Raw genomic sequence first — 23,931 nt, forward strand, 5'->3', positions numbered from 1 at the left:
GTCGCGGCAGGGAAGTATCACAAGACCGAAGGTTTCTCTGAACCAACGGCTTCATGCCTGATCCTGGTTCAATGGCTGAATCGGGCGTCGATTGGACGCCTTTCGAAACGCATAATCCAGAAATGTGCCATATTATGTCAACTTGACACTGATAGGCATATTTGGCATTATTCGCAGTGTAGCAGGGGTGAACCCGCGAGACCCGTCAAGAGGAGAGTGCGCAATGACGCAGTGGCAAGAGCTGGACGATAACCTGACAACCTCTGCATATTTCACGACGGGCATGTTCTACGAAGACTTCCGCCGCCTGCGCGCCGAGGACCCGGTTCACTGGACGAACGGCTGCAACGGGGTTAAGCCCTTCTGGTCGATCACCCGCTACGCCGATTGCGTAACGGTGCTCGAAGACCCCCACGCCTTCAGTTCCGAATACGGCGGTATCATGCCGCTGACGGCGGAAGAGCCGACGCCGGAGCAACGCGAGGCGTTGGGTTTCGATGGCATTGCGACCTTCCTCGATCCGCCGCGCCACCTGCCTCTGCGGCAACCCTTCAACAAGCATTTCTCGGTACCGGCTATCGCCCGCTTGCGCACTGCGGTGCAGAGCATTGTCGACCAGCTCCTCTCGGAGGTATTGCCGAGGGGGGAGTGCGACTTGGTTGACGACATTGCCGGCCCGCTGCCAGCCCTGGTCGTGTGTGAGATGATGGGTGTCCCACGCGAAGACTGGGACAAGGTGCGGTATTATTGCACCGCCTTCATGGGCGCGCAGGATCCGGAGAACCAGATCGACGGAGACAGGGTGAAAACCCAGCGCACGATGGTCAAGGCGCTGTTCGACTATATGTTCGATCTCGCCATGCAGCGCCGCGCCAAGCCCGCTGATGATTTTACCAGCCTGGTCAGCAATATGGTGTTGGCCAATGGCGAACGCATGAGCGAACGCGACGTCGGCTGGTGGTGTTTTTCTCTGGTCGTGGCCGGTTTAGAAACTACGCGCGGTGCTTTGTCCGTTGGCTTCCTCGGGCTCATCCAGAATCCTGAGCAAGCCGCCCGGCTACGCACGGATCCTTCGCTTGCCCCGCAAGCAGCGGAAGAAGTCGTGCGCTGGGTAAGCCCATCGAAGCATAAGTTCAGGGTCGCCACCCGAGACTATGTGTTGCACGGCAAGCTGATTCGCAAGGGCGACTGGGTGGTGCCGTGGCTGGCTTCGGCTAATCGCGACGAAACCATTTTCGAGAACCCGAACAAGCTGGACATCACGCGTTCTCCTAACCCCCATCTGGGCTTCAGCATCGGAACCCATAATTGTCTCGGTCGCCATCTCACTCGCATGGAAATGCAGCTCATGCTGTCGGCGGTCGTCCAGCACATGCCCGACCTGGAACTGGCGGGCGGAATTTCCTGGCTGGAATCCGACAACACCAGCTCACTTACGAAGCTGCCCGTACGCTTTACCCAGAAGCGCTCGCTGGCGGCTTGAAATTTGAAAGAGGCGTGAAGTGCCGCAAGTGAAATTTCGTTATCCGGACGGTGAAGTACGGACGGTCGATGCTCTCGCGGGCAAAAGCGTGATGCGTGCTGCCGTTGAGAACGGACTGGCGGGCATCGAGGCTGAATGCGGCGGTGCGATGACGTGTGCGACCTGTCATGTCCATGTCGAGGATGGCTGGATCGACAGGCTCGTGCCGCCTGATTTCGCTGAGAGCGAGTTGCTGGAAATGGTCGAGGACTTTCGGCCCAACAGCCGCCTGAGCTGCCAGATCATGATCGATCTGCCATTGGACGGCATCGTCATTGCTATACCACAATCGAACCTTTGAGATCGCGTTTGGCGAGAGCATCTGCCTCCCTGCGAAATCAAGATCATTATGCCTCGATCGCCTTGAATATTGCTCACGACAGCCGCTGGGAGCCATGGCATGCGCCAGCTGGATCTTGCTGACTAAGAACTCGACCTTACTTTGCTTTTAATACCAGGATTATCAGTCTCGTTGGATCTTCCTCCTTGCGACAACGGTGACGTGCGCGCTCATTGATACTTTCCGCTATCAATCGAGCGACACGTTGTAGGACCGAGATCTTAGCTCGACTTTGTACGTTTTTGGTCAGGTCCAGGTCCAGAAGATGCTGTTTTCAGCGATGTGGTCGAGGGCTTGATCGAGGGGCAAGACGCATCCGCCCATATCGTCGATATCTTCCCATTTTCGCCGGTGTGACCAGTAGCTGAGCCTGACTTCGTCGCGCGTGCCGACAGGCTTAAGGCGGGCGATCGGTGCCTCGGTTTCCAGCAGATAGAGATGGTAAGCGCCCTTGTCCTCATACCATGCGCGCAGTCCTCGCAGGCCTCAAGGCCAACATTGAGCCGCGAACTACGAGCGCTTGGCTACCGCAAACTTTCGGCGCGGCCCAAACATCATGCTCAGGATCCAGAGGCAATCGAGGCCTTCAAAAGGGGGGCTTCGCCGCCGAGTTGGACAAAGTCAGAGCGTCCCTCCCGCGCGGTACATCTATAGAAATCTGGTTCACGGACGAGGCCCGTATCGGACAAAAGAACAAGATCACGCGGCGATGGGCGAAACGGGGGACACGCCCCTCGGCACCACAGGATCAGCGCACGAAATCCGCCTATATCTTTGGTGCAATCTGTCCCCGGGAGGGAAAGGCGGCAGGGCTCATCCTGCCATTTTGCAATACCGACACGATGAACCTTCACCTGACAGAAATTTCATTGGCGGTTGCGCCCGGCGCTCACGCGGGGCTCCTCATGGACCAGGCCGGTTGGCACCTGACCCCAAAACTCATGCTTCCGTCCAATATCTCCATCGTGCCAATCCCTTCGAAAAGCCCCGAACTCAATCCGCAGGAAAACATCTGGCAATTCATGCGTGACAATTGGCTGTCGAACCGGGTGTTCGGTTCCTACGAAGAGATTGTCGATCACTGCACCTACGCGTGGAAGCAACTCGTCGATCGGCCGTGGAAGATCATGTCCATCGGCCTCCGAGACTGGGCGCACGGGTTCTGATCAATGAATCTTGGTATAACCGCTGTTGTGGTATCAGCCATGGGGTGGTCTCCTGATCAGGGGTTGGTCTCAGCAACCAAACCTTCTCATCAGGAGGCCATTCCAGCCAATACCTACACATCTCCCGCGTCAGCGGGTTTGTTCAATCCCCGCGTGAGTCAGTACCGAAGCTCGTTAGTATTAAACGCGCCAAATGCCTAAATAGCTGGCGAGGGCGGGGCAGTGCAGCGCCAATTGTGATCTTGCACTCGCCGCAGTAAGGGCCTGCAAGGCCTTGGTTGCTGAGTTCTTTCATCTTGCGAGCATAGTTTGCGGTGGTCGGATGGCGTGGCGCTGTGTCGAAGTAAACGGCCGACGATGGCGACATGTAGGAAACGTCCAAGCTTCACGTCTGAACGGCGATCAATCGGCATCAACATGTGCGATGGCGGCTTTGAAGGGGCGCAGGATCGAGGCAAATAGCAGTACTGCGATAGCGCCAGCCGTAACCACCGTGATCGCGACCGACGTGCCGACCTTGTCGCGGTCGTGCAGAACATGTTCGGTGATCAGTGCCACAATCAACGGTCCACCCGCGGCACCGACGAAGTTCTGAACCACCATGAACGCTCCGGTGATCCGTCCCCGTAAGTCGGCAGGCGCGAGCAGTTGGAGGGAGGCGAATGCGCAGGGCGTGAGAGCGGAGACCGTGAACGCGATCACGCCCAGCATTCCTAGGAATGCGTACGGGGATGAGGCCTGAAACGCGAGCACCGCCATCACGGCGCCGACACTCATCAGCGCCATCGGAAGGAGAAGCAGGATGTCACGGCGCCCCGCCATGAAGAAGCGATCGACGATGGCCCCGCCAATGAGGAAACCGGATGCCGGGATAAGGCCCAGGCTGATGGCCAGTCCATATCCCACCGCTTGTGTATCCCAGCCGAATTGGCGATCGAGATAGACGGGCGTCCACGCAAACAGGCAATAGCTGCACAGAGTTGTCAACGCGAATCCCAGCATCAGGAGCGGGAGCATAGTGCCATACCGACGCGCGCACGCGACGAGCGGACTGAAAAATGGACCCCTGGCGGGTGCGCCGCCTCGACGAGCAGGCTCCCGGATGAGCAGGACGAGAAAGGCAAGGGCTACACCCGGCAAGCCGGCGAGGATCAGCGCGGACTGCCACGGCCGAAAATAATCCCCTAACGGGGCTAAAATGCTGTTCGGATCCATCAGGGAAGCGACGAGGCTGCCGCCGAATCCATAGGAGACCCCCACGCCCAGGCTTGATCCCATTCCGAAGACGCCGAATCCCGCGACGCGTCGTGCAGGAGGCAGGAGATCGCGGATCAGCGAGTAGCCCGCCGGCTGCATCACCGCCTCCCCGGCACCCACACCCAGCCGGCTTGCGAACAATTGCGCAAAACCAGACGCGAGCCCCCCCGCCGCGCAGCTCAGCGACCAAGTTATGATACCCCAGAAGATCACGATTCGGCGGCTGTAGCGGTCAACCGCCCAGCCTAGCAAAAGCGCCATCACTGCATGGAACAAGGCAAATGCGAGGCCTTGCAGGAGGCCGAGCTGCACATCTGAAAGCTTCAGGTCGTTCTGAACCGCAACTGCAAGGAGCGACAACAATTGCCGGTCCATCAGCGAGACAATGTTAAGAACAAGAAGTAGAGCGACAACAGACCAGGCCTCCCAGGAAGGAGGGTACGGATTGTCGGCTGGCTCGCTCATGCTGTGTTCTCCATTACTTGATAGTGCCGGGGTGGATTGTCCGCGTTGTTTTGCGCGGGCAGGTTTATGCTAACGCCTAAACACCTCAGGGCAGGCATTCATCCGCCGTTTCAGCGAAATCGCTGGCCAGATCTTCCACCATCTGCAGCACTGCGGCAAACTTGCCGAAGCCGCTGGCGGCCAGGCGGGCGTTGATCTTCACCACTTGCCCCTCGTCCAAATGATCGCACACCCTATCCAGGGTGGCGTCGTCGACCGAAAGGTGATTCGTCATGAACCCATCGGCGTATGCCAGCACCGCGCGTTCTGCTCCGGTCAGATAGGGCGCCTCCGCGGGCTTTTGCAGAGAACAGACGAGATCGTCGGTTGCCCCGTCGTCGAACCCGTCCTGGTAGCGGACCGCCATGCATGTGCGGCATTGATGTGGAAGGCCATGCGCAGCCGCCTGAGTTCCATCTGCCGGGAGGCAAGCGTCTGCTCCCCGTTCATGGCGCCAAAATACGCTGCGAGTGCTTTTGCAGTCGCTGGCCGATGCGCCAGCACGTCAAACGCCCCCGAGTGATCGCACGCAACCCGTCGGCCGAGATCATCCGACGCAGATCACGATCCCATTGCTCGACTTCTGTCTTGGTAATTCGCCCCATGGCTTCCTCCCTTTTCTATTATCCGCATTCTAAGCGTTGGCAGGCATCGGCAATAAGGTCGCTCGCGCCTTCACGGGTCACGAAATTGCCGGCTACCTGTTCCGGTATCGACGTGCGCTCGTGTTGCAGCTGCCTGTAGGAACATTCTTCGGACATAATGCCAATTCTGCTCCCGACCTATCCCCTTGAGCATCGGTGACGGGTGCGTCAGGGGATTCGGACAAAAATCTAACGTTTTCGACAATCTCCGTGAGCGTATCGGTCACGGATGTCTCTACTTGGAGGGAGGGACTTTCAACGGAGGCACATGGAACCCATGGCTGATTACAAGGAAATCGACCAAAATATCACGACGTCCGCCTATTTCGCGGGTCGTGATTTCCATGCGGACTTCGAGGTTTTACGCAAGGAAGACCCTGTCCATTGGACGGAGGGCAACTACGGCAGGCCATTCTGGTCGATCACCCGCCACGCGGATGTCATCCAGGTTTTACACGACGTCGACACGTTCAGTTCGCGTCTCGGGGGTCATCTGCCGCCCGATCCCGAGGAAGTCTTCAAGGTTGACCAGTACGAGGCCGGCTATAATTCGCTTCCAACTTATACGGATGCCCCGCGACATATGCAGTACCGGCGGCCTTTCAACCGGCACTTCACGACGCCGGTCGTCGCCAAGCTGACGACGGGGGTCCGAGAGCTTTGCCGGGAGATCATCGATGAGGTTGCACCACGTGGGAAATGCGACCTTGTAGAGGATGTGTCAGCCGAACTGCCTTCGCGCTTTGTCTGCGACCTCATGGGTGTGCCTCCCGAAGACATGGGGCGGATGCGCCGATATACCTCCGTCTTCCTTGGTTCGCAGGACCCCGACCATCGGATGGAGGGGATGACTGCCAGCGAAAGCCGGCTTCTCGCGCAGAAGGAAATGTTCGACTATCTTCTCGATCTCGCCATCCAGCGCCGGTCGGATCCGAAGGATGATTTGACCACGCTCATCGCGAACATGGCGACCGATGGGACGCCATGGGACGATCGCGATGTTGGCTGGTGGTGCTGGTCGATGGTGGCGGCCGGCCTGGATACCACGCGAAATGGTTTTTCTCTCACCATGCAGGCACTCTTGGAGAATCGCGAACAATTTGAGATGCTTCGTGCCGACCGCTCGCTTCTCGACAAGGCCGTCGAAGAGGGGTTGCGTTATGGTTGCCCTGCGAAGCACCGTTTCCGCGTTGTCGCCAAGGACATCGAATTCGGAGGAAAGCTGCTGAAGGAGGGTGACTGGGTGGTCGCATGGCTCGTATCGGCCAATCGCGACGAGACGGTGTTCGAATTCCCGCAGAGCTTCGACATCAAACGAAATCCCAACCCCCATCTGACCTTCGGTACGTCGCAGGGTGATCATTTCTGCCTGGGCCGCAATCTGGCCCGGTTGGAAATGAAATTGCTCCTCGACGAGGTTCTTACCCGACTGCCCGATATCGATCTCGACGGACCAGGAAGCTGGCTGGGGTCCACCAATGGCAGCGGACTGAAATACATGCCTGTAAAATTCACTCCGCAAACGAACGACGCGCAGGCCAAGTGAACCGCTGCGCTCACGGGCCGCCGATCACCGGCAGCTGATCGACCGCTCTCGGCTGCCTCTGGCGTCACAACTATAATTATAAGGAATGAAAAAATGAAAGAGCTTAAAGGAAAGGCCGCAGTCGTCACGGGAGCGGGAAGCGGCATCGGCAGGGCGATTGCTCAATCGCTTGCCGGCGCCGGGGTCGCCGTGGCGGTCGCCGACATCGAGTTGCACAATGCCGAAGCCGTGGCGGCGGAGATCGTTGCGGCCGGGGGTCGAGCGATCGGTGTACGAACGGACGTTGCCAAACTGGCTGACGTCGAGGCGCTTGCCGATGCGGCCTATGAGGCTTTCGGTGACATTCACATTTTGGTGAACAATGCTGGGGTCGCATTCCGACCATTTCGTGCCATTTGGGACACGAGCCATGCTGACTTCGAGTGGATGGTCGGCGTCAACATCTGGGGCGTGATCCACGGCATCGAGGTCTTCGTACCGCGCATGCGAGCAATTGCAGGTGAAAAGCATATCGTCAATACATCGTCGATCTCCACGCTGTTGAAGGTACCGGGCAACGCGACGTACACGATGACGAAATACGCCGTCGACGGGCTGTCGGAGATCATTCGCGAGGAACTCGAGGCCGACAATATCGGGGTCACGATCCTGTACCCGGGGCATATCATCACCAACGTATCGAAGAGTGGCCGACTGCGATCCGCCGAGGAACAGGCCCGCGACGCCGAACTTCGTTCATACGTCAGCTACGCTGAGGAACGCGGTGATGTTCCGAAAGGGGAAGCCTCGTCGTCTGCCGGCGGTGCGGTCAATCTGATCGGGGCAGGTGACGTGGCGCGCGGTATCGAGGCATCCGAAGTCGGCCCGATGGTTATCGCGGCGATCAAAGCCAATCGCCTCTACTGCATGACTCATCCAGCGCCCAGGGAGGGGATAGAAACTCGCACTAACGCGCTGCTCGACGGGTATATTCCGGCGTAACATGCACGAGGGGCGATAAGTGGCACTAAAAAAGCCGGTATTGCTAGGAGATGTTCGCATTGGGAACAAATTCAGCATATCTGTTGCAACTGCTATCAGCCGTATCTACCCGTAAAAGTAGCCAAGATGTCGAGACTTTGCACGGTGCATTCCACCGGAGGGTGTTTCGCGATTGGTTAGTTATCGCGCCACGCCTTTCGGTTTGAAAAACAACGTCGATCTGCAAACGACGCCGATTTAATTCCTGGGGAGGAAAAAATGATCAAGTTTAACAAATCGCGTTACCTTGGAGGATCGCTCGTTTCGTTGGGCATAGCGCTTGCCGCGCCAGCGTCTGCCCAGGTGGCTGCATCACCGGCAACGGCAACTGTCGCAAACGACAGTCAGCTTGAGGACATCGTCGTGACCGCGCAGCGACGGGAAGAAAATATCCAGAAAATCCCGATTGCAGTGACCGCGATTGGCGGGGCTGCCCTTGCCAACCGCGGTCTGGACAATCTCGAACAGATCAAGGCGGTTATCCCTGGCCTCAACCTCAGTTCGAACAACGGCGTGACCCTGCCGTTCCTGCGTGGGATCGGCAATCCCGGCACCTCCCTTGGCAACGAGGCGAGTGTCGGCGTCTATGTCGACGGCATCTATTATTCCCGCCTGCCAAGCGGCGTGTTTTCCCTGAATAATCTGAGCCGCATCGAGGTTCTCAAAGGGCCGCAGGGTACGCTCTTTGGGCGCAACTCGTCCGGCGGAGTCATTCAACTCGTCACGCTGGATCCCTCCCATGATGCTTCGCTGAAAGGGAGCATCGGCTATGGCAATTACGACACGTTCGAAGCCAATGCCTATGTCACTGCCGGTTTGTCAGAGACTGTCGCCGCGGACATCTCGCTGGCGGGACGCCGTCAGGGCGAAGGGTATGGCGAATTCGTGTCGACTGGCCACCGGACAAACTACCAGGATAATTTCTCCGCCCGTTCGAAGATTCTGTTCACGCCGTCCGATCTAACGACGATCACCTTGGGCGGCTTCTATACATATTCGAAAAACAACCTGGCCGGAAATGCTTTTCCGGGAACCCGTAGCGGCTATTCCTCGCTGCCGAATTCTCAACCGCTGCCGATCATCGGCTTCTACGACCAGGCGAACGACTCCATGTCCGAGTCCTATCAGAAGGCCACGACCTGGGGTGTATCTCTGACTACGGCGCAAGATACATCGTTTGCCGCGCTCAAGAGCATCACGGCCTATATGGACACCAATGCACAGATGCTTGCCGACAGCGATTACACCGATCGTGCGGACGGCCTTGCGACGCCTTCGGGCCACGTTCGTCAGTTTACGCAGGAACTGCAGGCGTCCTCGTTGAGCGGAAGCCCTGTCCAGTGGGTCGGCGGACTTTTCTATTATAACACTGTCAGCGCCTACGACAGTCGGACTCGTTTCTTTAGTCCGGCGGGTACACTTGCATCGCTGGGTGGGACGACAGGCTTCATTTCGCTCGGCAGACAGCACGCCAAATCCTACGCGGCATACGGCCAGGCCACCTACGAAATCCTGCCCAGACTGAAAGTGACCGGCGGTCTGCGGTACACGATCGACCGGATCGATGCGAATGGAGGACTATTCCGCCCCGACGGGACGGTATTCGGTCCCCCGAGGGAGCCGGGAAAATTCAAAACTGAAAAGCTGACGTTCCGCGTGGCGGCCGACTATCAGCTCACTGACGACGTCCTGGGCTATGTCTCATTCAATCGTGGTTTCAAGTCGGCCGTATTCGCCTTGCTGACCTACAACAGCACACCGGCCAAGCCGGAACAGGTGGATGCCTATGAGGTCGGTCTGAAAGGCGAGCTATTTGACCGGCATGTTCGCTTTAGCCTGGCGGCATTTCATTATAACGTCAAAGATCCGCAGGTCACAATCACGCGGGCACCGACGCTTATTTTGTCGAATGCCGGCAAGTCGACGGTCGATGGTCTGGAGGGCGATGTTCAGGTACGCGTGATGTCGGGCCTGACCCTGCGAGCATCGGCAGCGTACCTCGACTCGAAGTACAAAGACTTCGGCCAGATTATCAACGGTGTTTGCGTTGGTTGTGCACCGAGCGGGATTCCAAATCCGAACGCTCCATTCGGCGCTACAGCATCAGCTGTCGTGGCGAATGGCAACCAGACGCCCTATGTCTCGAAATTCACCGGATCATTAGGTGCTGACTATGAATTCCAGACAGGCATCGGCACTGTGCTGATTAGCACCGATTACCAGCATAATAGTGGGTTCTATTCGGAGCCGGACAACTTTCTCCGTCAGAAACCATTCGACTTGCTGAACGGGCAGGTGAAGATTTCGCTCAACGATAATCTGGCGCTACGTGTCTGGGGGCGCAATCTCCTCGACAAGAAATATGTCGACCGGATCAGCACCAATACGACGCCGGCCGGCTACATTTACACACCTGCAGCACCAATTACCTTCGGTGGTGCCATCGACTTCAAATTCTAGGATCTTGGGGACATAGAATCCCGCGTGTCGGCATCGAGGCGATACGCAATTCCAGATTGAACGGAGACATCACATGATGAATGACCAAGGCCAGCTGCTGATTGAAATTGATGCAAGGGCACAGATCCATGACGTATTGGTAAAATTGTGCCAGGGAGTAGATCGTCTCGATCGCGACCTGATAATATCCTGCTATCATTCGGACGCTATAGATAATCACGGTGCCTTTGTCGGAACTCCAGCGGATTTCGCCGATTGGGTCATAGGCCGACATACGGGGCATATACTTTCATGCATGCATTTCTTGAGTAATGAATACATCGTGGTTGATGGTGATGCCGCCAAGTGCGAGTCTTACGTCATAGCAATGTATCGCTTCATGAAAGAAGGGCAGCTCTACGATATGACCGCGCCCGGTCGCTATCTGGACAAGTTTGAAAAGCGCGATGGGCAGTGGAAGATCGTCGATCGGCTCGTGTTGTTCGAGAAGGACCGGCATGATCCTGTCATCGAGAAATCTATCGGACCGCTGACGGAAATGCTGGTCACGAGCCGCCGGGACGAGGGCGACGCGGCTTATGCGTTTTTCGATCGCGTTCGCGGCGCCGCATTGGCCGGAACCAATCCTGGAGGCTGAAGCCACGGCGAAAAGCGAAAAGGCGTTTTGGATGTGCGAGTGATCGAGGTGGATATGACAGGCGTCGTTGCCGGAATATCCGGACCTTGGCCCGACTGTCGAATCCAGGGGTGGCGCACTTCTAATACTTTGCCGTTCTGGACCAGGGCTTGGCCTGGGCAATGTGTGTTGCGTCGGGGGCAATCTGACGTGCGCGGTTAATACAGGCTATACTAGGAGGTTTCCTTGCCATTAGTTAAGTTCATCCTGCCGGGCGACGAGGTGAGTGAGGTCGACGGCACTGTCGGCGAATCTGTCATGGAAATGGGTAAGCGCGCCGGGATCGAGCAAATGATCGGCGAATGCGGCGGCTCGCTGAGTTGCGCGACGTGCCACGTCTACGTCGAGAAGGAATGGTGGGACCGGCTTCTGCCCGTGTCCTACGATGAAGCCGATTTGCTCGAGGTGTCCCACGAGCCCGGCCCGACCAGCCGGCTAAGCTGTCAGATCTTCATGACCGAAGAACTGGACGGGCTGACCGTGACAATGCCGCTGTCGCAAAGCTGACGAGGGGCTGTCTGCACCGGACATCCAAACGTCATGTTTGTCGATCCGTCAGGACACTGACTTGCAGGACTGCGGATCGGTGGACTGGCTAGGATAGCTTCGAGGGAAAAAGAGCATGAGTGTCTATCTCGTCATGGCGGTCGAAGTGAAGGACTCCGAACTGTATGCGAAATACGTTGCCGGCGCTGCAAAGGCGTTGAAGCCGTTCAACCTGACGCGCCTCTCAGCCGACAGCGAACCGACGGTCTATGAAGGCCGGCAGCCTGCCAACAGGCTGGCCATAATCGAATTCGAATCTCAGGAAAAGTTCGACGAATTCTACAGGTCGGACGCCTATCAAGAGGTCATAGGCCTGCGCCTTGCCGCGGCCGATACAAAATTCATCATGACGATGAAACCGCCTGCAGGCTGACGGTACCTAGGCAAGCCTAGCGATCATTTCACCGGGCCGGCGACATCTCCGGTCAAGGCGTAGAAGAGGAAACTGGTATGCAACGACTGCACGGCAAGACGGCGCTGATCACGGGGGGCACCACGGGCATCGGCTTCGCATCAGCACGGCGCTTCATCGCTGAAGGGGCCCGTGTCGCCATCACTGGGCAAAACGCCGATCGTCTTGCCGCCGCCGTCGACAAACTAGGCGGCGGAGTCATTGCCATCCAGGCGGATGCGTCGAAATTGGCCGACGTGCGTCGGATAACCGACGAAGTCGACGATGCATTCGGAGGCTTAGATATCGCTTTCCTCAATGCGGGTACGGGAAGGTTTCAGTCTCTCGCCGATATAGACGAAGAAACGTTCGACGCGGTGTTTGCGGTGAACGTGAAGGCTGTTTTGTTCGGTGCCCAGTCTCTCGCCCGGGTGATGCGGGATGGGGGTTCGATGATCGTCACGACATCGGTTAACAATCAAATGGGGATGCTTGCCTCGGCCGTTTATGCTGCCTCCAAGGGCGCCTCGTCAGCGCTGGTTCGGGTTCTGGCCGGTGAGTTCGCGGCGCGTGGTATCCGTGTCAACAGCGTCAGCCCAGGGCCGATCCAAACGGAGATGGGCCCCAAGCTTGGCATCCCGGATGATCTTCGGCCCACTTTCTTGCGCGTCCTCCAGGAGAGCGTTCCGATGAAGCGCATCGGCCAGGCGGAGGAACTTGCCGCTGCCGTTGCGTTCCTGGCGAGTGATGACGCTTCCTATATCAACGCCATTGAGCTTATCGTTGATGGAGGATGGACCGGGGTCAAGCGCTGATGAGATGGGCGGGAAGTATCCTGCTGCCTGTGGTGCCTCTGACCCGCGCTTGTCCCCCGCCCATGCCGTAGAGCCAGGAGTTCGAGCGCGGCGCCAGTCCTGCCCACTTGGGCGGTCATTGCACGCGTTGACCCATGACGCGCCGATATCGAGCGGGGTATCTTCCGTGACGCGCCGCTCGGTCTAGCCCTCCTATTAAAACTTAAAGTCCACCGCTCCACCGAACGTCAGCGGCGGTGCCGGGCTCCAGGGATACCCCGCATATCCGTATTGCGAAGCCGCGCCCGCGACGATTCTTTCATTCGCGAGGTTTCGGCCCCAGATGCGAAGCGCGACATTCTCACTGGCCTGTATCCGCACTTGCGCATTGACAAGATCGTACGCGCCCTGTCGCAGAAACTGATCGGGCTCGAACGTGTATCCGCTATTGTGGAACCAGTCCGCCGTGAGCGTTACCTTTCCCGCGGGTGTCTCTAAGGAAAAATCGCTTCCAATGTTGAAGCTCCATTTTGCTGCGAACGGCAGGCGATTGCCGGAAGCGTCGATGTTGGGTAGCTGGATCGAACCACCAACTACGAAATCCGGTCGACCTGCGGGCGCGTTCTTATAATCCGTATACTTCGCATCCATATAGGCGATACTGGTCCGAAAGGTCAGTCCTTGCGTGGCCTTGATGCTCAAATCGGCCTCAGCGCCCTTTACCCGTGCGGCCCCGGCGTTCGACAGAAAGGTGGTGCCGTTCTGAATGAGTTGCACCTGCGGGTTCTTGATGTCGTAGTAAAAAGCAGCAGCGTTTAGCCGGATCCGATTATCGAGGAATTGCGATTTGAAGCCGATCTCATAGTCGTCGAGTTGTTCCGGAGCGGTCGGCGTCGAACTGTAGGTCAGAATGTTGTAGGCGCCCGATTTGAAGCCGTGTGCGAACAGCCCATAGACCATCAAATCACGCGCTATCTGATAGTCCAGCGCGACCTTGTAGCTTGCCTTATCGACCTTGGTCGTGTCGGGCGCAAAGACTTGGATGCCGCCAACAGTGCCCTCGGCCGAAGTTTTATCCCACGTATAGCGGAAGCCGACAGTCAGATTCAGGCTCGGACTCAGGTGGTAACCTGCTTGGGCAAAGGCTGCGTAGGTTTCCACTTTTTGCTGCGCTGGCGCACTCAGTGGCGTGTTTCCATAGAACAATGGAATATCGAAGACGGTATCTTTGGTGTATTTTGTCTTATTATTCAGGTAGTAAAGTCCAATTATCCAATTAAGCGGCGACCCTGATTGGCTAACCATTTGAAGCTCTTGCGTATAAAGATCGACCCGCGCATATGCGGGAACAAGAAACTCCTTAACAGGAAGATATTCGGTATATTGACTGTCTTGGGACACATGCGAATATCCGGAGATGCTGACGATCTTGGCAAAGCCAACATCCTGATCAAGGTGGACAGACCCGCCATAGGTGTGGAATATATCTTGTTGGTCTGGATCGCTGATGGAATTATAAAATCCGATTTGATCAGAGGTGTAAACGCCATTGTCGCTTCGGTCGACGTAGTAGTGCGTAAGCGTCGTGCTTGAGGTGCCGGGGAAGGCTGCCTTGTTTCCTGAGTTCTTCGACCAGGAATAAAACCCGGCGATCGTGATTTCTGTATTGCTCGATGGCTCCCATAGGACTTTGGCGTTGGTAAGCACACTGTCCTCATAGCCGTAGCGATGGCCATTAGCGGTGTTTTTGCCAAATCCGTCGCTCGTCTTCCCAACGATGGATAGTGAAATCGCCGCGCTGTCGCCGAGACCGGTCGTGGCATACAGGTTGCCGTCAACGGCATCAAAGCGGCCATAACCGAGCGTGCCGCTGACCTCGGTATCATGTGAGGGCTTTCGCGTGATCACGTTGATAACGCCGCCGGTCGAATTCCGACCGAACAAAGTGCCTTGAGGCCCCTTAAGAACCTCCACGCGTTCGACGCTCGCCAAATCAAAAAAGCTAGACGGGAGGCGGGAGAAATAGACGCCGTCGACATAAACAGCGACACTCGATTCGACACCTGCCGTCGATGTGCTGGAGCCGATCCCACGCAGAAATGGTTGAACAATGCCATTGAACTTTTGAACCGTGAGGCCAGGTACCTTTCCGCCCAGATCGGCCACCGACCGAATGCCCTGCGTCGCTAATTGCTCCGAGTTCAACGCCGTAATGGACAGGGGAACCCTCTGCACATTCTCCGCGCGACGTTGCGCCGTCACAATGATGTCACCCTGGCCTTGTTCGGCGCCGGGCGCCGTCGCAGGATCTAGAGTGCTCTTTGCTTCGTCCGGCACCGATGTGATGCCTGCATCCTGCTCTAACGCAGGCGATCGGGAGGCAACCGCTGCAGCCGCTATCTGCGCTGTCGCCGGATCGCAATGAGCGCCTATCGCGATACCCGCTACCGAAGTCGTTAACATGAACGGTGATAGTCTCATCGAATGGTCCCTCCCATCGCTTTGCTCTGAAACAAGCGTCAGCAGCCCGGCGTCTTTATTGGCCAACGTCCTCGATCGATGACGGCGGCAGCGGTCACAATCCAAAGCATCCGATCAGTTTGCAACGCGTGTCACCAGAATGTTCGCAAGGAGAACGGCTGCTATTAGTGCGGGGCTTTGGCATCGGGGCGCATCGCTGCCCCGCAAATTGGACGGTTGTTGTTCCCATAGGCCGCGCGCGTTGCGTGTTTTTCGTATGACGGGGGCGCGGAGTGAAGGTGGGATAGACGCAGGCCAGCGATTGCGAACAAAGCGCAATGTCAGGCGAAGGAGTGCCCTTTAGTTTTAGGAGTTTCGGATATTAGTTCATCAATCCGATCATTAGGTACATCTTGGTGGCACACCCCGCTGCTAACGAATTCCGTAATCCAACCCGCGTCCCGGTATGTTCCGCCGCTCTCCGGGCCGTTTTGCGCGTCAGCGCGCCAGTTGCCCGCGACATCTTGTCGAGTTGCGTTTGCACGAGGCCGGTGGCACACTTTCTCAAAACATAAGATTGATGGAGAGAAAGCTCATGGCAAGCGGCTGGATGCAGGAAGTGGTCGGTGAAGTCGCCTTCCCAGGCGTTGTGGCTCAGGTGGTCGATAGTCATTACGAAGCAGGTGCCACCGCTTCGCAATGCGATCCGGAGATTGTCCTACGCTGGCGGAGCGCCCCTAAGGGGCGCATCCGCGCGTGGACAGAAGGACGGGATCCCAGGTCAGTAGGGCAGATGATGTTGATTCCATCGCGTGTGCAAACCAGCGCGATGGCTTGCGACGGCGCGGTTGACACGCGCAGCCTCGCGCTTCGTATCAAACCGGAATGGCTCCAGGATGTCGTCGGGGAGACAGCCAGGTCGCTCGACTATCCCGCGCTGGCGCTTTTCCAGTTCAAAGAGACCAACATTGAATATGCGATGAGGCGGATGTTTAACGAAGTGCTTTCGCCCGGCCCGCTTACGCCATCCATAATCAAGTCGTGCAGTACGCTTGTGGCGTTCGATCTCGTGTCTCGGCTGAAGCAAGGCACTACGGAGTTACGAATACGCGATCCGCTGTCCGAACTCAGGACTCGGCACGTCGAAGAGTTCGTGATGAGCTACGAGGGTGGTTGGCCGTCGCTCCAGGAGATTGCTGACAGCCTGGGAATCGGTGTCGGCCACATGAGGCAGGTGTACAAGAACTGCACGGGCCGGAACCTCTTTGACTATATGGATGAAGTTCGAATTTCACGAGCGAAGGTGCTATTACATGAAGGGGCGATACCGCTTAAAGTTATTGCCCACCGTCTCGGTTTCAGCACGCCTAGTGCCTTTTCCTATGCGTTTCGACACAAAGCCGGATTGACGCCCCGCGAATATCGCATTGCCTCGCTTCGGCGATCTCATACCAAGTCTTGTTGATGCTGACCGGGGACTCCGGCCGACGAATTTCTGCCTCGCCATCGGGGCTGGATGGAGTCTCGCGAGACGGGTGCGAAAAGAAGCTCGATCCGGCAGCATTATGCCTTCGCGAAGCGCGGGATTAGCTCGCGGCTGAAGAGCTCGATCTGGTTACGAAGATTCTCGTAATGCGCTCCGTGCGCACCGCGACCGAAGTCGACGACGATGTAATCAGGTTCTGTGGCCTCAATGCAGAGCTGCAAGCCGTCGGCGCATTCGTCGGGCGTTCCCGCGATGATCTGGCCGGGCGGCAGGTCCGCGATCGCCAGTGACACTCCCGAACGCAGCTTGTCGGCAAATTCATCGTCGAACGGCACGCCCAGCTTCAGATAGTCGCGATAGGTGTCGAGGATGGGCGGCAGCCATTCGCGCTCCAGTCTCGCCTTGTCGCGATCGATCCCGACCTTGCGGTTGAGCACAACCATTCCGGCGCGACCGGCCGCGCGCGATTTCGTCCGGAAGCGCGCGACCTTGGGACCGAGCAGCGCCGCGCTCTCGATATTATCCGTCAGCCAGCCGTCGCCCAGCCTGGCCGCGCGATCGATCGCCGCATCAATCTGCGCACCGATGAAGATCGGCGGCCCGGGCTTCTGGACGGGCTTGGGCGTCACGTTTGCGCCCTTCACGGTGAAATGCTTGCCTGCGAAGTGGATGGGGTCATTGCTCCATGCGCTTCGAAGCAGCGTGATCGCTTCTTCGAAGCGGCTGACCCGTTCCTTGAACACCAGGCCGACCTGCTCGAACTCATAGGGGCGGTATCCGATGGCGACGCCGAGCATCACGCGTCCGTCGGACAGTTCGTCGACCATCGCGACCTGTTCGGCGACGTCGATCGGGTTGTGCGAGGGCAGGATCAGGATGTTCGTCATGAAGCGCATCGTGGTGGAGCGTGCGGCGAGCGCTGCGATCGCGACCATCGGCTGGGAAGAGTCTATCCGATCCGCCGTGAAACGATGATGACCAACCGTACCCAGTTCGAACCCGAGTTCCTCTGCCAGGGCGACGATTTCGAAGCTCCGTGCCCAGCGGGTGCGCCATCCACCGTCCTCCGGCTCCGTGGCGCGAGGGAACCCCGTGAGCGTGGGGATCGACAGGCCGAACTTCATGTACGTGGCTCCTCAGGCTTTAGCGGCGTGTCTCGCCGATCCGGCGGGCAGGTGAGGGTGTCGGGTACAGTCTCGACGAGCACGACAGATCCTCGAAGCGGCGGCGTATGAACGGCTACGAAGATCGCACTTCGTCGAAATCAGGATCTCGGCCGGTGAGCTTTTTGTAACGCTGTATGTCGAGTGCTCTCAGGGGCTCAAAATGGGCTTCGATAATGGGAAGATGAAGGTCCTTCTGCCGGATGGTCTTTCGTATTTCCGCGGCCTGCATCGGCTGTTTCCGGACGATATGGCCCTGACGAGCAAGTCCATCGAAAAAGCTCCAGTTCTGGACCACAAAACTGCTCCCGCTCCCAACACTCAGCACCTCGAGCAGATCTGCTTCGGCAACGCCATATGCCTGAGCGAGCTCAATGGCTTCCATTAATCCGGAGCGCGTAATGCTTGACACAGCATTGTTAGCAAGCTTGGCGATCTCGCCGCCGCCCACTGCCTTGAGGTAAATAGGCTGCCCAATCAGTTCGAGCAGCACGGCGAGATTCCCTATATCCTCTCGCTCTGCACCTGTCGGCACAGCCAGAGTTCCGTTCCGCCGATCCGCGTAGGTTCCGCTCACAGGCGCATCGAATAGCCTCACGCCCTTCACCTTTGCCTTTTCAGATGCGTCGATAACGATTTGGGGAGAAACCGAAGACTGAACGATCAGAGTCTGACCAGGGCGCATGAACTCGAAAATCTCGTCGATCACCTTCGACACCGCTGGCTCCGGATCCACGCAGATGAAGATGACTTCAGTCTCTTGGACAAGTTTGCCAAGCGAGACCGCGGCCCGAGCGCCCTCGGCGACCAACCGAGTGACGGCGTCACAATCGAGATCGAACACGATGAGGTTAATACCAGCAGAAACAAGCCGGCTAGCAATTCCACCCCCCATGTCTCCGAGGCCAACATAGCCAACAGATCCCGTGAACTTGCTGTTCGACACGGAGTTTCCTTTCCTTAACGCTTATGGGACTGGCGGCTATATTGGCGTAGGTGGCTGTAGTTATTAATCAGGGAAGGGTGACGCGCGACACCCGTGTCACCTTGTAGTCCAGAACATATTCGCCGACGATTTCGAGCGCCTTTCGCTCTGGGTCGGCGTAATAGCGTTCAGCTACCTGATCGATATCGTCGTCATGTCGAACGGCCCAGGTGAAGATATTCGCTTCCCTGTCTTCCAAGGCAAAAAGTACCTCAAAACCGAACCGGCGCCGTACGGCGACGATACGCCGCCAGACGTCCAGGAATGGCTCCCATCCGTCGGGTTTGATGCTGTAGATGCGCAGAAGTGTATCAAGCTTGGGTAGCGGAATCTCGGGCATCTGATGTCTCTCTGGTTGTTGGTGTTCGGCTGCTGCATGGCTCCCGCATTTCATAGCGAAGCATCTTTGAACCGACGCGTCACCAGACGATGCGGATTTCGCCAAAGAGATGCACATTTCGACAATCATCGCGGTGTCGTGCTTGTGCTTTGGGGCTTCTAACTAATGAGGTTGAACGAGAGTCGATGGGAGAGAGTGTGTGGCGCAAACGATGGCGCAAAAGATTCTGGCTCGCGCCGCAGGCATGGACCGGGTCGCGATAGGCGAGGCCGTTCTGGCGAAGGTGAGCCACATGACCAACCTCGACGGAACCACCTTCATCGACAGTTTCCAGGAGCTGGGGCTGAAAGTCTGGGATCCGAAGCGGATCATTTTTTGCTTCGATCACATGTTTCAGCCTGACTGGTTCCCGCAGGTCGCGGGTAAGGAACACCCAAAAATCCGGGCCTTCGCCAAGGCTCAAGGAATACCGGCTGAGAATATTTATGATCTCGGCCGCAACGGGATCTCTCACCAGATTCCGGTGGAGCAGGGGTGGGCGCTGCCCGGCACGGTGGTGATTGGCGCAGATACCCAGAGCGCGACGATGGGCGCGGCAAATTGCTTTGCCTTGCCCGCACTGTTCGGTGTCGATCCGATCATCATGACCGGCGACATTTGGATGATTGTGCCCGAAAGCGTCCGGATCGATCTGTCTGGTGCGCTGCCGTTGGGCATGACGGGCAAGGACGTGGTCTATCGGCTGATCGCCGATCTCGCCGGGGTTCTGGACGGAAAGGTTATCGAATTTGCGGGGCCTGGGGTGGGGACGCTTTCGATGGACGTTCGTATGGCGATCGCCAACGGCGCGGTACAAATTGGCGCGCTCACCGTGATCTTTCCCGCAGACCGCATCCTGCTCGACTATTTCGATGGCCGCGCGCGGGAGGCTTTCGAGCCGGTAACCGCCGATTCAGACGCCAACTATGCGGCGACCTACAGATATGACCTGTCAACGATGGGGCATTTGGTTGCAGGGCCACACGACATCGAAAAGGTCCGCTCGCTGGCTGATGTTGTTGGCCTGCCCGTAAACGCCGCCTATGTAGGCTCTTGCGCCGGTGGCCGGTTGTCGGATCTTGCGCTTGCCGCCAAGGTCCTGCGCGGACGTCGAGTGCACCCGTCAGTTCGCCTGATCGTGACGCCGATCTCCGCAGACACCGCCCGCGAGGCATCGGCTGCCGGTATTTACCAGGATTTACTCGATGCTGGAGCGGCGATCACCCAACCGGGCTGTGGTGCGTGCTATTCCGGAAATTTGTCGCCGCTAAAGCTCGGCGATGGTGAGCGCTGCATTTCGACTTCAGTGGAGACGCTCCGCGGGCGGATGGGGAGCGAAAATTCCGAAGTGCTGCTCGCGGATGCTGCCGTGGTGGCAGCCTCGGCCATAGAGGGGCGGATTGCCGATCCCGCGCAGTATCTCATCCGTGAACTGGAGGTTTTGGCATGAAGCTTCGTGGGAAGGTCTGGAAGTTTGCCGATGGGATTGGCGCGATGGATATCGTGCCGGCGCGCTACGACAAGCAAGGCATGAGCCGCCAGTGGAAAGAATGCGCCCGACACTTGTTCGAGGACGTGGCGCCGGGCGTCGCGGAACAGATCGCGCCTGGCGATATCCTCGTGGCGGGTACGGGCTTCGGCACCGGACACGCGCACTACTATACGGCCGCGATCATGGGCAGCGTCGAAGCTGGCCTGTCCGCTTATCTGGTCGAGGGTATTGGAGGCTTGTTCCAACGTGGCTCGATCGACTTCGGGATGCCGGCCTGCGTTGTTCCTGGCATCACGAGACTGGTCGAGCATGGTGACGAACTGGAGGTCGACCTTGCCGTAGGTCATGCGGTCAACGTCACCAGCGGCGCGACGATCGACTTCGAACCGGTATCACCGCTCATTCTTGATATTCTGACGGCGGGCGGCAGCCGAAACTGGGCAATGGGCCGCATTGGCGCGCTTCCCGTCGAAAGCCGGAAGGAAAACGCATGAGGATGACGACGCGTTTGCGCGCGCTGCTGCGCGATAAAATGGTGGTCGCGCCCGGTTGCTTCGATCCGCTTTCAGCGCGCCTGGCGCAATTTGCCGGATTTGAGGCTATCCACATGACCGGCCTGGGTGTCGAGGCATCGCAGCTGGCCGCACCTGATCTCGGTCTGTTGAGCATGCGGGAGATTGCGGACCATGCAGCGCGGATGACGGCGGCGCTCGACATTCCGGTTATCGCGGACATCGACACCGGCTTCGGCGGCGTGCTGAACGTCCAGCGGACGATCCGCGAGATGGAGCGTGCCGGCGTCGCTGGCGTCCACATCGAAGATCAAATCATGCCGAAGCATTGTCCGCTTCTGGCCGGGCGCAGCGTCGTGTCGCGCGCGGCTGCACTGGATCGGCTTAAGGCGGCACTGGATGCGCGCACCGACCCCGACTTCGTCATCGCCGCTCGGAGCGATGCCGATACGATCTCGTTCGATGAACTGGTGGAACGGTCGAACCTTTACCTCGAGGCGGGGGCGGATCTCGCCATGCCTGTGCTGATGTCGGTAGAAGGCCGGTCCTTTTTTGCCCTCTCGCCCGACGAGCAGATGGAATGGAATCGGAAACTCGTAGCTGCGATCGATGGTCCCGTCATGGGCATGGGTTCCGGACCGCCACTGGGCTACACCGAAGCCGATCTGGCGGACGCGGGCTTCAGGCTGATAATGTACGCGGCGACTGCCCTCGGCGTGGCGGCGAACGCGATGGCCGCACTTTTCCGCGACATGAAAGAGCGTGGGACGGACAGTCCGTTCGTCGCCGCGAACCCTGGCCCCTATCACGATCCCCTAGAGCTTATGCGTGCAGCCCGGCTGGACGAATATGCTGATGCGGAAAGGCGCTACATGAGCGCAGAGGACTGACGCGCCAATCGGTAACAGCCATGATTTGGCGATTGTCCAAGGCCGACAGTTTGAACGGGTGCGAAACGCCATGCAGACAATTGCGCGTTCAAAAGGAGAAAGTTTATGAAGACAAAGTTCATGGTCCTGCTGAAACGCAAGGAAGGACTGACGCCCGAACAGTTTCGGGATCATTACGAGAACAATCACGTTCCCCTCGGCGAAAAGTTCATCGGTCATTTGCTGACTAGCTTCAGCCGTCATTATCCTGGAACGATGGCCGATTTCACTTCAGACGACTGGACGACGGGCCGGATGGGCGACGGGGATGCCGGGTGCGCATACGACGCCATCAGCATTTATGAGTTCCGCGATGAAGGGGCAATCGCTGAAATGGCAACCATCCTGGCCCGACCCGAAGTCTGCGGCGCTCTCAGCGAGGACGAGCGACGGTTTCTCGATCGGTCAGCCTGCCGAATGGGTCTGTGCGACGTTATGGAGGGAGAGGGCATGACCGCCCACGCGTGAGGGCGGTGGGTCCTGCTGCGGTGTTTAACCCGTGAAAGCCAACGCCCCGCTGAGATCTCGACACTCAGCAGCGCTGAGGCTGCGGTCCGGCTTTGGGTCGACCAGAATTCATCGCGCCACCTCATAGAACAACGATTAAAGGATCGGGGCGGACGGCTTCAAGCTCCAGATCCGTCCCGGTGGGGCACAGCCGATCCTACCAACAGCATTGTTGGGCGGTAGGTGCACCAGGTAATTTATGCTTGCGGTCGTCCGGAACCTATCGGGGCCGGTTTGACAACAGGAGTATCAGTGTGAGCCGAAACATACCCGTTGTCAAGATGAACGATGGCTTCACGATCCCACAAGTGGGACTCGGCATGATGTTCATGCCGCGCGACATCCTTGGGGAGCTGATGCTGCAGGCTATGCGGATGGGCTATCGCCAGTTTGATACCGCCACCCATTATGACAATGAGGCGTTGATTGGTGACGCGCTGAAACGCTCGGAAGTGGACCGCGAGGAACTGTTCCTAACCACAAAATTGCCTGATGGCCAACATGGCTATGACGCGGCGATGCGGGCGTTCGACCGGAGCGAAAGAGCGATAGGGCGCATCGACCTGTACCTGATCCACTGGCCGCAACCCTCGAAGGGACTTTATCGAGAGACCTGGCGGGCGCTGGTAAGGCTTCACAAGGAAGGAAGAGTGCGATCAATCGGCGTTGCCAACTTTACGCCGCCCCTCATCGACGAACTGATCGACGACACGGGCACGGTGCCCGCGGTAAATCAAATCCAACTCCACCCACGGTATCAACAACGCGATGTGCGCGACTACCATGTCCATCGACGGATCATCACGCAGGCCTGGAGTCCGCTGGAACATGGCCGTGCGCTGACAGACCCTATAATCGGGCAGATCGCCAAGCGTCTTGGCCGCTCGCCTGCTCAGATCGTCCTCCGATGGCACGTGCAGAACGAGCTGGTTGTAATACCCAAGGCCGCGAGCAGCCGCCATCTCGCTGATAATGTCGAGATATACGATTTCGCGCTCGAAAAGGGCGATATGGCATTGATAAAGGGCTTGGACAGTGTGTCTGGCCGCATCGGCCCAGATCCTCTGATGCACGTAAGTGACCGGGGCGTTGACTAGACGCTCCAATAGGCGAGCAGATCAAAAGAGCCAAATCAGCTGGCTGATCCTCGGA

Annotated in this window: 22 protein-coding genes and 1 pseudogene; 17 read left to right on the forward strand and 6 right to left on the reverse strand. The window is 57.9% G+C overall.

Annotated features, from left to right (window positions below; translation table 11 throughout):
• The first annotated feature begins 223 nt into the window (after positions 1-223).
• From ACODR8_RS18170 to ACODR8_RS18185, 4 genes and pseudogenes are all read left to right on the forward strand, one after another.
• The gene (locus tag ACODR8_RS18170) at positions 224-1,483 is read left to right on the forward strand and encodes a cytochrome P450 (protein WP_489008561.1); all 1,260 of its coding nucleotides are present in this window, start codon (positions 224-226) and stop codon (positions 1,481-1,483) included.
• 28 nt (positions 1,484-1,511) lie between these two features.
• On the forward strand, positions 1,512-1,823 hold the full coding sequence (locus tag ACODR8_RS18175) for a 2Fe-2S iron-sulfur cluster-binding protein (RefSeq protein ID WP_489008562.1): 312 nt from the start codon (positions 1,512-1,514) through the stop codon (positions 1,821-1,823).
• A gap of 477 nt (positions 1,824-2,300) precedes the next feature.
• Positions 2,301-2,405, forward strand: a pseudogene (locus ACODR8_RS18180) (hypothetical protein); the annotation flags it as partial.
• Positions 2,360-3,028: an IS630 family transposase gene (locus ACODR8_RS18185; protein ID WP_489008587.1), complete on the forward strand. Its 669-nt coding sequence runs from the start codon at positions 2,360-2,362 to the stop codon at positions 3,026-3,028. The pseudogene ACODR8_RS18180 and the gene ACODR8_RS18185, both read left to right, overlap by 46 nt.
• Positions 3,029-3,430: 402 nt before the next feature.
• Here the strand turns inward: ACODR8_RS18185 and ACODR8_RS18190 are convergent, their stop codons facing one another.
• Both ACODR8_RS18190 and ACODR8_RS18195 read right to left on the reverse strand, forming a co-directional pair.
• Complete coding sequence (locus tag ACODR8_RS18190; protein ID WP_489008563.1) at positions 3,431-4,750, reverse strand: MFS transporter; 1,320 nt, start codon at positions 4,748-4,750, stop codon at positions 3,431-3,433.
• 85 nt (positions 4,751-4,835) lie between these two features.
• Entirely contained in the window at positions 4,836-5,156 is a 321-nt protein-coding gene (locus ACODR8_RS18195; RefSeq protein ID WP_489008564.1) for a carboxymuconolactone decarboxylase family protein, read from the reverse strand.
• Positions 5,157-5,710: 554 nt separating this feature from the next.
• Between ACODR8_RS18195 and ACODR8_RS18200 the strand changes: the two genes are divergently transcribed.
• The 7 genes from ACODR8_RS18200 to ACODR8_RS18230 all read left to right on the forward strand — a co-directional run bounded on the left by ACODR8_RS18200 (position 5,711) and on the right by ACODR8_RS18230 (position 12,887).
• Entirely contained in the window at positions 5,711-6,979 is a 1,269-nt protein-coding gene (locus ACODR8_RS18200; protein WP_489008565.1) for a cytochrome P450, read from the forward strand.
• Between the two features lie 93 nt (positions 6,980-7,072).
• Positions 7,073-7,960: an SDR family NAD(P)-dependent oxidoreductase gene (locus ACODR8_RS18205; protein WP_489008566.1), complete on the forward strand. Its 888-nt coding sequence runs from the start codon at positions 7,073-7,075 to the stop codon at positions 7,958-7,960.
• Between the two features lie 258 nt (positions 7,961-8,218).
• Entirely contained in the window at positions 8,219-10,459 is a 2,241-nt protein-coding gene (locus tag ACODR8_RS18210) for a TonB-dependent receptor (RefSeq protein WP_489008567.1), read from the forward strand.
• Positions 10,460-10,532: 73 nt separating this feature from the next.
• On the forward strand, positions 10,533-11,096 hold the full coding sequence (locus ACODR8_RS18215) for a nuclear transport factor 2 family protein (protein WP_489008568.1): 564 nt from the start codon (positions 10,533-10,535) through the stop codon (positions 11,094-11,096).
• A gap of 225 nt (positions 11,097-11,321) precedes the next feature.
• Positions 11,322-11,642, forward strand: a complete 321-nt coding sequence (locus ACODR8_RS18220; RefSeq protein ID WP_489008569.1) for a 2Fe-2S iron-sulfur cluster-binding protein — start codon at positions 11,322-11,324, stop codon at positions 11,640-11,642.
• 115 nt (positions 11,643-11,757) lie between these two features.
• A complete protein-coding gene (locus tag ACODR8_RS18225) occupies positions 11,758-12,054 on the forward strand; it encodes a DUF1330 domain-containing protein (RefSeq protein ID WP_489008570.1) in 297 nt (98 codons plus the stop codon).
• Between the two features lie 77 nt (positions 12,055-12,131).
• Positions 12,132-12,887, forward strand: a complete 756-nt coding sequence (locus tag ACODR8_RS18230; protein ID WP_489008571.1) for an SDR family oxidoreductase — start codon at positions 12,132-12,134, stop codon at positions 12,885-12,887.
• A 195-nt stretch (positions 12,888-13,082) separates the two neighbouring features.
• On the opposite strand, the gene ACODR8_RS18235 is transcribed toward ACODR8_RS18230, so the two are convergent.
• Entirely contained in the window at positions 13,083-15,413 is a 2,331-nt protein-coding gene (locus ACODR8_RS18235) for a TonB-dependent receptor (RefSeq protein ID WP_489008572.1), read from the reverse strand.
• 379 nt (positions 15,414-15,792) lie between these two features.
• Here ACODR8_RS18235 and ACODR8_RS18240 point away from each other — a divergent pair, with 379 nt between their 5' ends.
• Positions 15,793-16,791 carry a helix-turn-helix domain-containing protein gene (locus ACODR8_RS18240; RefSeq protein ID WP_489008573.1) on the forward strand — a complete coding sequence of 333 codons (999 nt, stop codon included), beginning with the start codon at positions 15,793-15,795 and terminating at the stop codon, positions 16,789-16,791.
• 98 nt (positions 16,792-16,889) lie between these two features.
• On the opposite strand, the gene ACODR8_RS18245 is transcribed toward ACODR8_RS18240, so the two are convergent.
• The 3 genes from ACODR8_RS18245 to ACODR8_RS18255 all read right to left on the reverse strand — a co-directional run bounded on the left by ACODR8_RS18245 (position 16,890) and on the right by ACODR8_RS18255 (position 19,300).
• Entirely contained in the window at positions 16,890-17,936 is a 1,047-nt protein-coding gene (locus tag ACODR8_RS18245; protein ID WP_489008574.1) for an LLM class flavin-dependent oxidoreductase, read from the reverse strand.
• Between the two features lie 115 nt (positions 17,937-18,051).
• Positions 18,052-18,921 (reverse strand): NAD(P)-dependent oxidoreductase, encoded by an 870-nt coding sequence (locus tag ACODR8_RS18250; protein ID WP_489008575.1) that lies wholly within the window; start codon positions 18,919-18,921, stop codon positions 18,052-18,054.
• A gap of 67 nt (positions 18,922-18,988) precedes the next feature.
• Positions 18,989-19,300 carry a hypothetical protein gene (locus ACODR8_RS18255; RefSeq protein WP_489008576.1) on the reverse strand — a complete coding sequence of 104 codons (312 nt, stop codon included), beginning with the start codon at positions 19,298-19,300 and terminating at the stop codon, positions 18,989-18,991.
• 199 nt (positions 19,301-19,499) lie between these two features.
• Between ACODR8_RS18255 and ACODR8_RS18260 the strand changes: the two genes are divergently transcribed.
• The 5 genes from ACODR8_RS18260 to ACODR8_RS18280 all read left to right on the forward strand — a co-directional run bounded on the left by ACODR8_RS18260 (position 19,500) and on the right by ACODR8_RS18280 (position 23,876).
• Entirely contained in the window at positions 19,500-20,789 is a 1,290-nt protein-coding gene (locus tag ACODR8_RS18260) for a 3-isopropylmalate dehydratase large subunit (protein ID WP_489008577.1), read from the forward strand.
• Positions 20,786-21,325, forward strand: a complete 540-nt coding sequence (locus ACODR8_RS18265; protein ID WP_489008578.1) for a 3-isopropylmalate dehydratase small subunit — start codon at positions 20,786-20,788, stop codon at positions 21,323-21,325. Before ACODR8_RS18260 ends, ACODR8_RS18265 begins: the two co-directional genes overlap by 4 nt.
• Positions 21,322-22,233 carry an isocitrate lyase/PEP mutase family protein gene (locus ACODR8_RS18270; RefSeq protein ID WP_489008579.1) on the forward strand — a complete coding sequence of 304 codons (912 nt, stop codon included), beginning with the start codon at positions 21,322-21,324 and terminating at the stop codon, positions 22,231-22,233. Before ACODR8_RS18265 ends, ACODR8_RS18270 begins: the two co-directional genes overlap by 4 nt.
• Positions 22,234-22,338: 105 nt before the next feature.
• Positions 22,339-22,740, forward strand: a complete 402-nt coding sequence (locus tag ACODR8_RS18275; protein WP_489008580.1) for an EthD domain-containing protein — start codon at positions 22,339-22,341, stop codon at positions 22,738-22,740.
• Between the two features lie 320 nt (positions 22,741-23,060).
• Positions 23,061-23,876 carry an aldo/keto reductase gene (locus ACODR8_RS18280; RefSeq protein WP_489008581.1) on the forward strand — a complete coding sequence of 272 codons (816 nt, stop codon included), beginning with the start codon at positions 23,061-23,063 and terminating at the stop codon, positions 23,874-23,876.
• Positions 23,877-23,931 lie beyond the last annotated feature (55 nt).

Source organism: Sphingobium sp. FG58, assembly GCF_057809055.1.

Excerpts from the sequence above, each read along its gene's own strand:
- ACODR8_RS18170 (WP_489008561.1), top strand. The coding sequence starts at position 224 with ATGACGCAGTGGCAAGAGCTGGACGATAACCTGACAACCTCTGCATAT.
- ACODR8_RS18190 (WP_489008563.1), bottom strand. The coding sequence starts at position 4,750 with ATGAGCGAGCCAGCCGACAATCCGTACCCTCCTTCCTGGGAGGCCTGG.
- ACODR8_RS18195 (WP_489008564.1), bottom strand. The coding sequence starts at position 5,156 with ATGGCGGTCCGCTACCAGGACGGGTTCGACGACGGGGCAACCGACGAT.
- ACODR8_RS18200 (WP_489008565.1), top strand. The coding sequence starts at position 5,711 with ATGGCTGATTACAAGGAAATCGACCAAAATATCACGACGTCCGCCTAT.
- ACODR8_RS18205 (WP_489008566.1), top strand. The coding sequence starts at position 7,073 with ATGAAAGAGCTTAAAGGAAAGGCCGCAGTCGTCACGGGAGCGGGAAGC.
- ACODR8_RS18210 (WP_489008567.1), top strand. The coding sequence starts at position 8,219 with ATGATCAAGTTTAACAAATCGCGTTACCTTGGAGGATCGCTCGTTTCG.
- ACODR8_RS18215 (WP_489008568.1), top strand. The coding sequence starts at position 10,533 with ATGATGAATGACCAAGGCCAGCTGCTGATTGAAATTGATGCAAGGGCA.
- ACODR8_RS18225 (WP_489008570.1), top strand. The coding sequence starts at position 11,758 with ATGAGTGTCTATCTCGTCATGGCGGTCGAAGTGAAGGACTCCGAACTG.
- ACODR8_RS18230 (WP_489008571.1), top strand. The coding sequence starts at position 12,132 with ATGCAACGACTGCACGGCAAGACGGCGCTGATCACGGGGGGCACCACG.
- ACODR8_RS18240 (WP_489008573.1), top strand. The coding sequence starts at position 15,793 with ATGTTCCGCCGCTCTCCGGGCCGTTTTGCGCGTCAGCGCGCCAGTTGC.
- ACODR8_RS18245 (WP_489008574.1), bottom strand. The coding sequence starts at position 17,936 with ATGAAGTTCGGCCTGTCGATCCCCACGCTCACGGGGTTCCCTCGCGCC.
- ACODR8_RS18255 (WP_489008576.1), bottom strand. The coding sequence starts at position 19,300 with ATGCCCGAGATTCCGCTACCCAAGCTTGATACACTTCTGCGCATCTAC.
- ACODR8_RS18265 (WP_489008578.1), top strand. The coding sequence starts at position 20,786 with ATGAAGCTTCGTGGGAAGGTCTGGAAGTTTGCCGATGGGATTGGCGCG.
- ACODR8_RS18270 (WP_489008579.1), top strand. The coding sequence starts at position 21,322 with ATGAGGATGACGACGCGTTTGCGCGCGCTGCTGCGCGATAAAATGGTG.
- ACODR8_RS18275 (WP_489008580.1), top strand. The coding sequence starts at position 22,339 with ATGAAGACAAAGTTCATGGTCCTGCTGAAACGCAAGGAAGGACTGACG.
- ACODR8_RS18280 (WP_489008581.1), top strand. The coding sequence starts at position 23,061 with ATGAACGATGGCTTCACGATCCCACAAGTGGGACTCGGCATGATGTTC.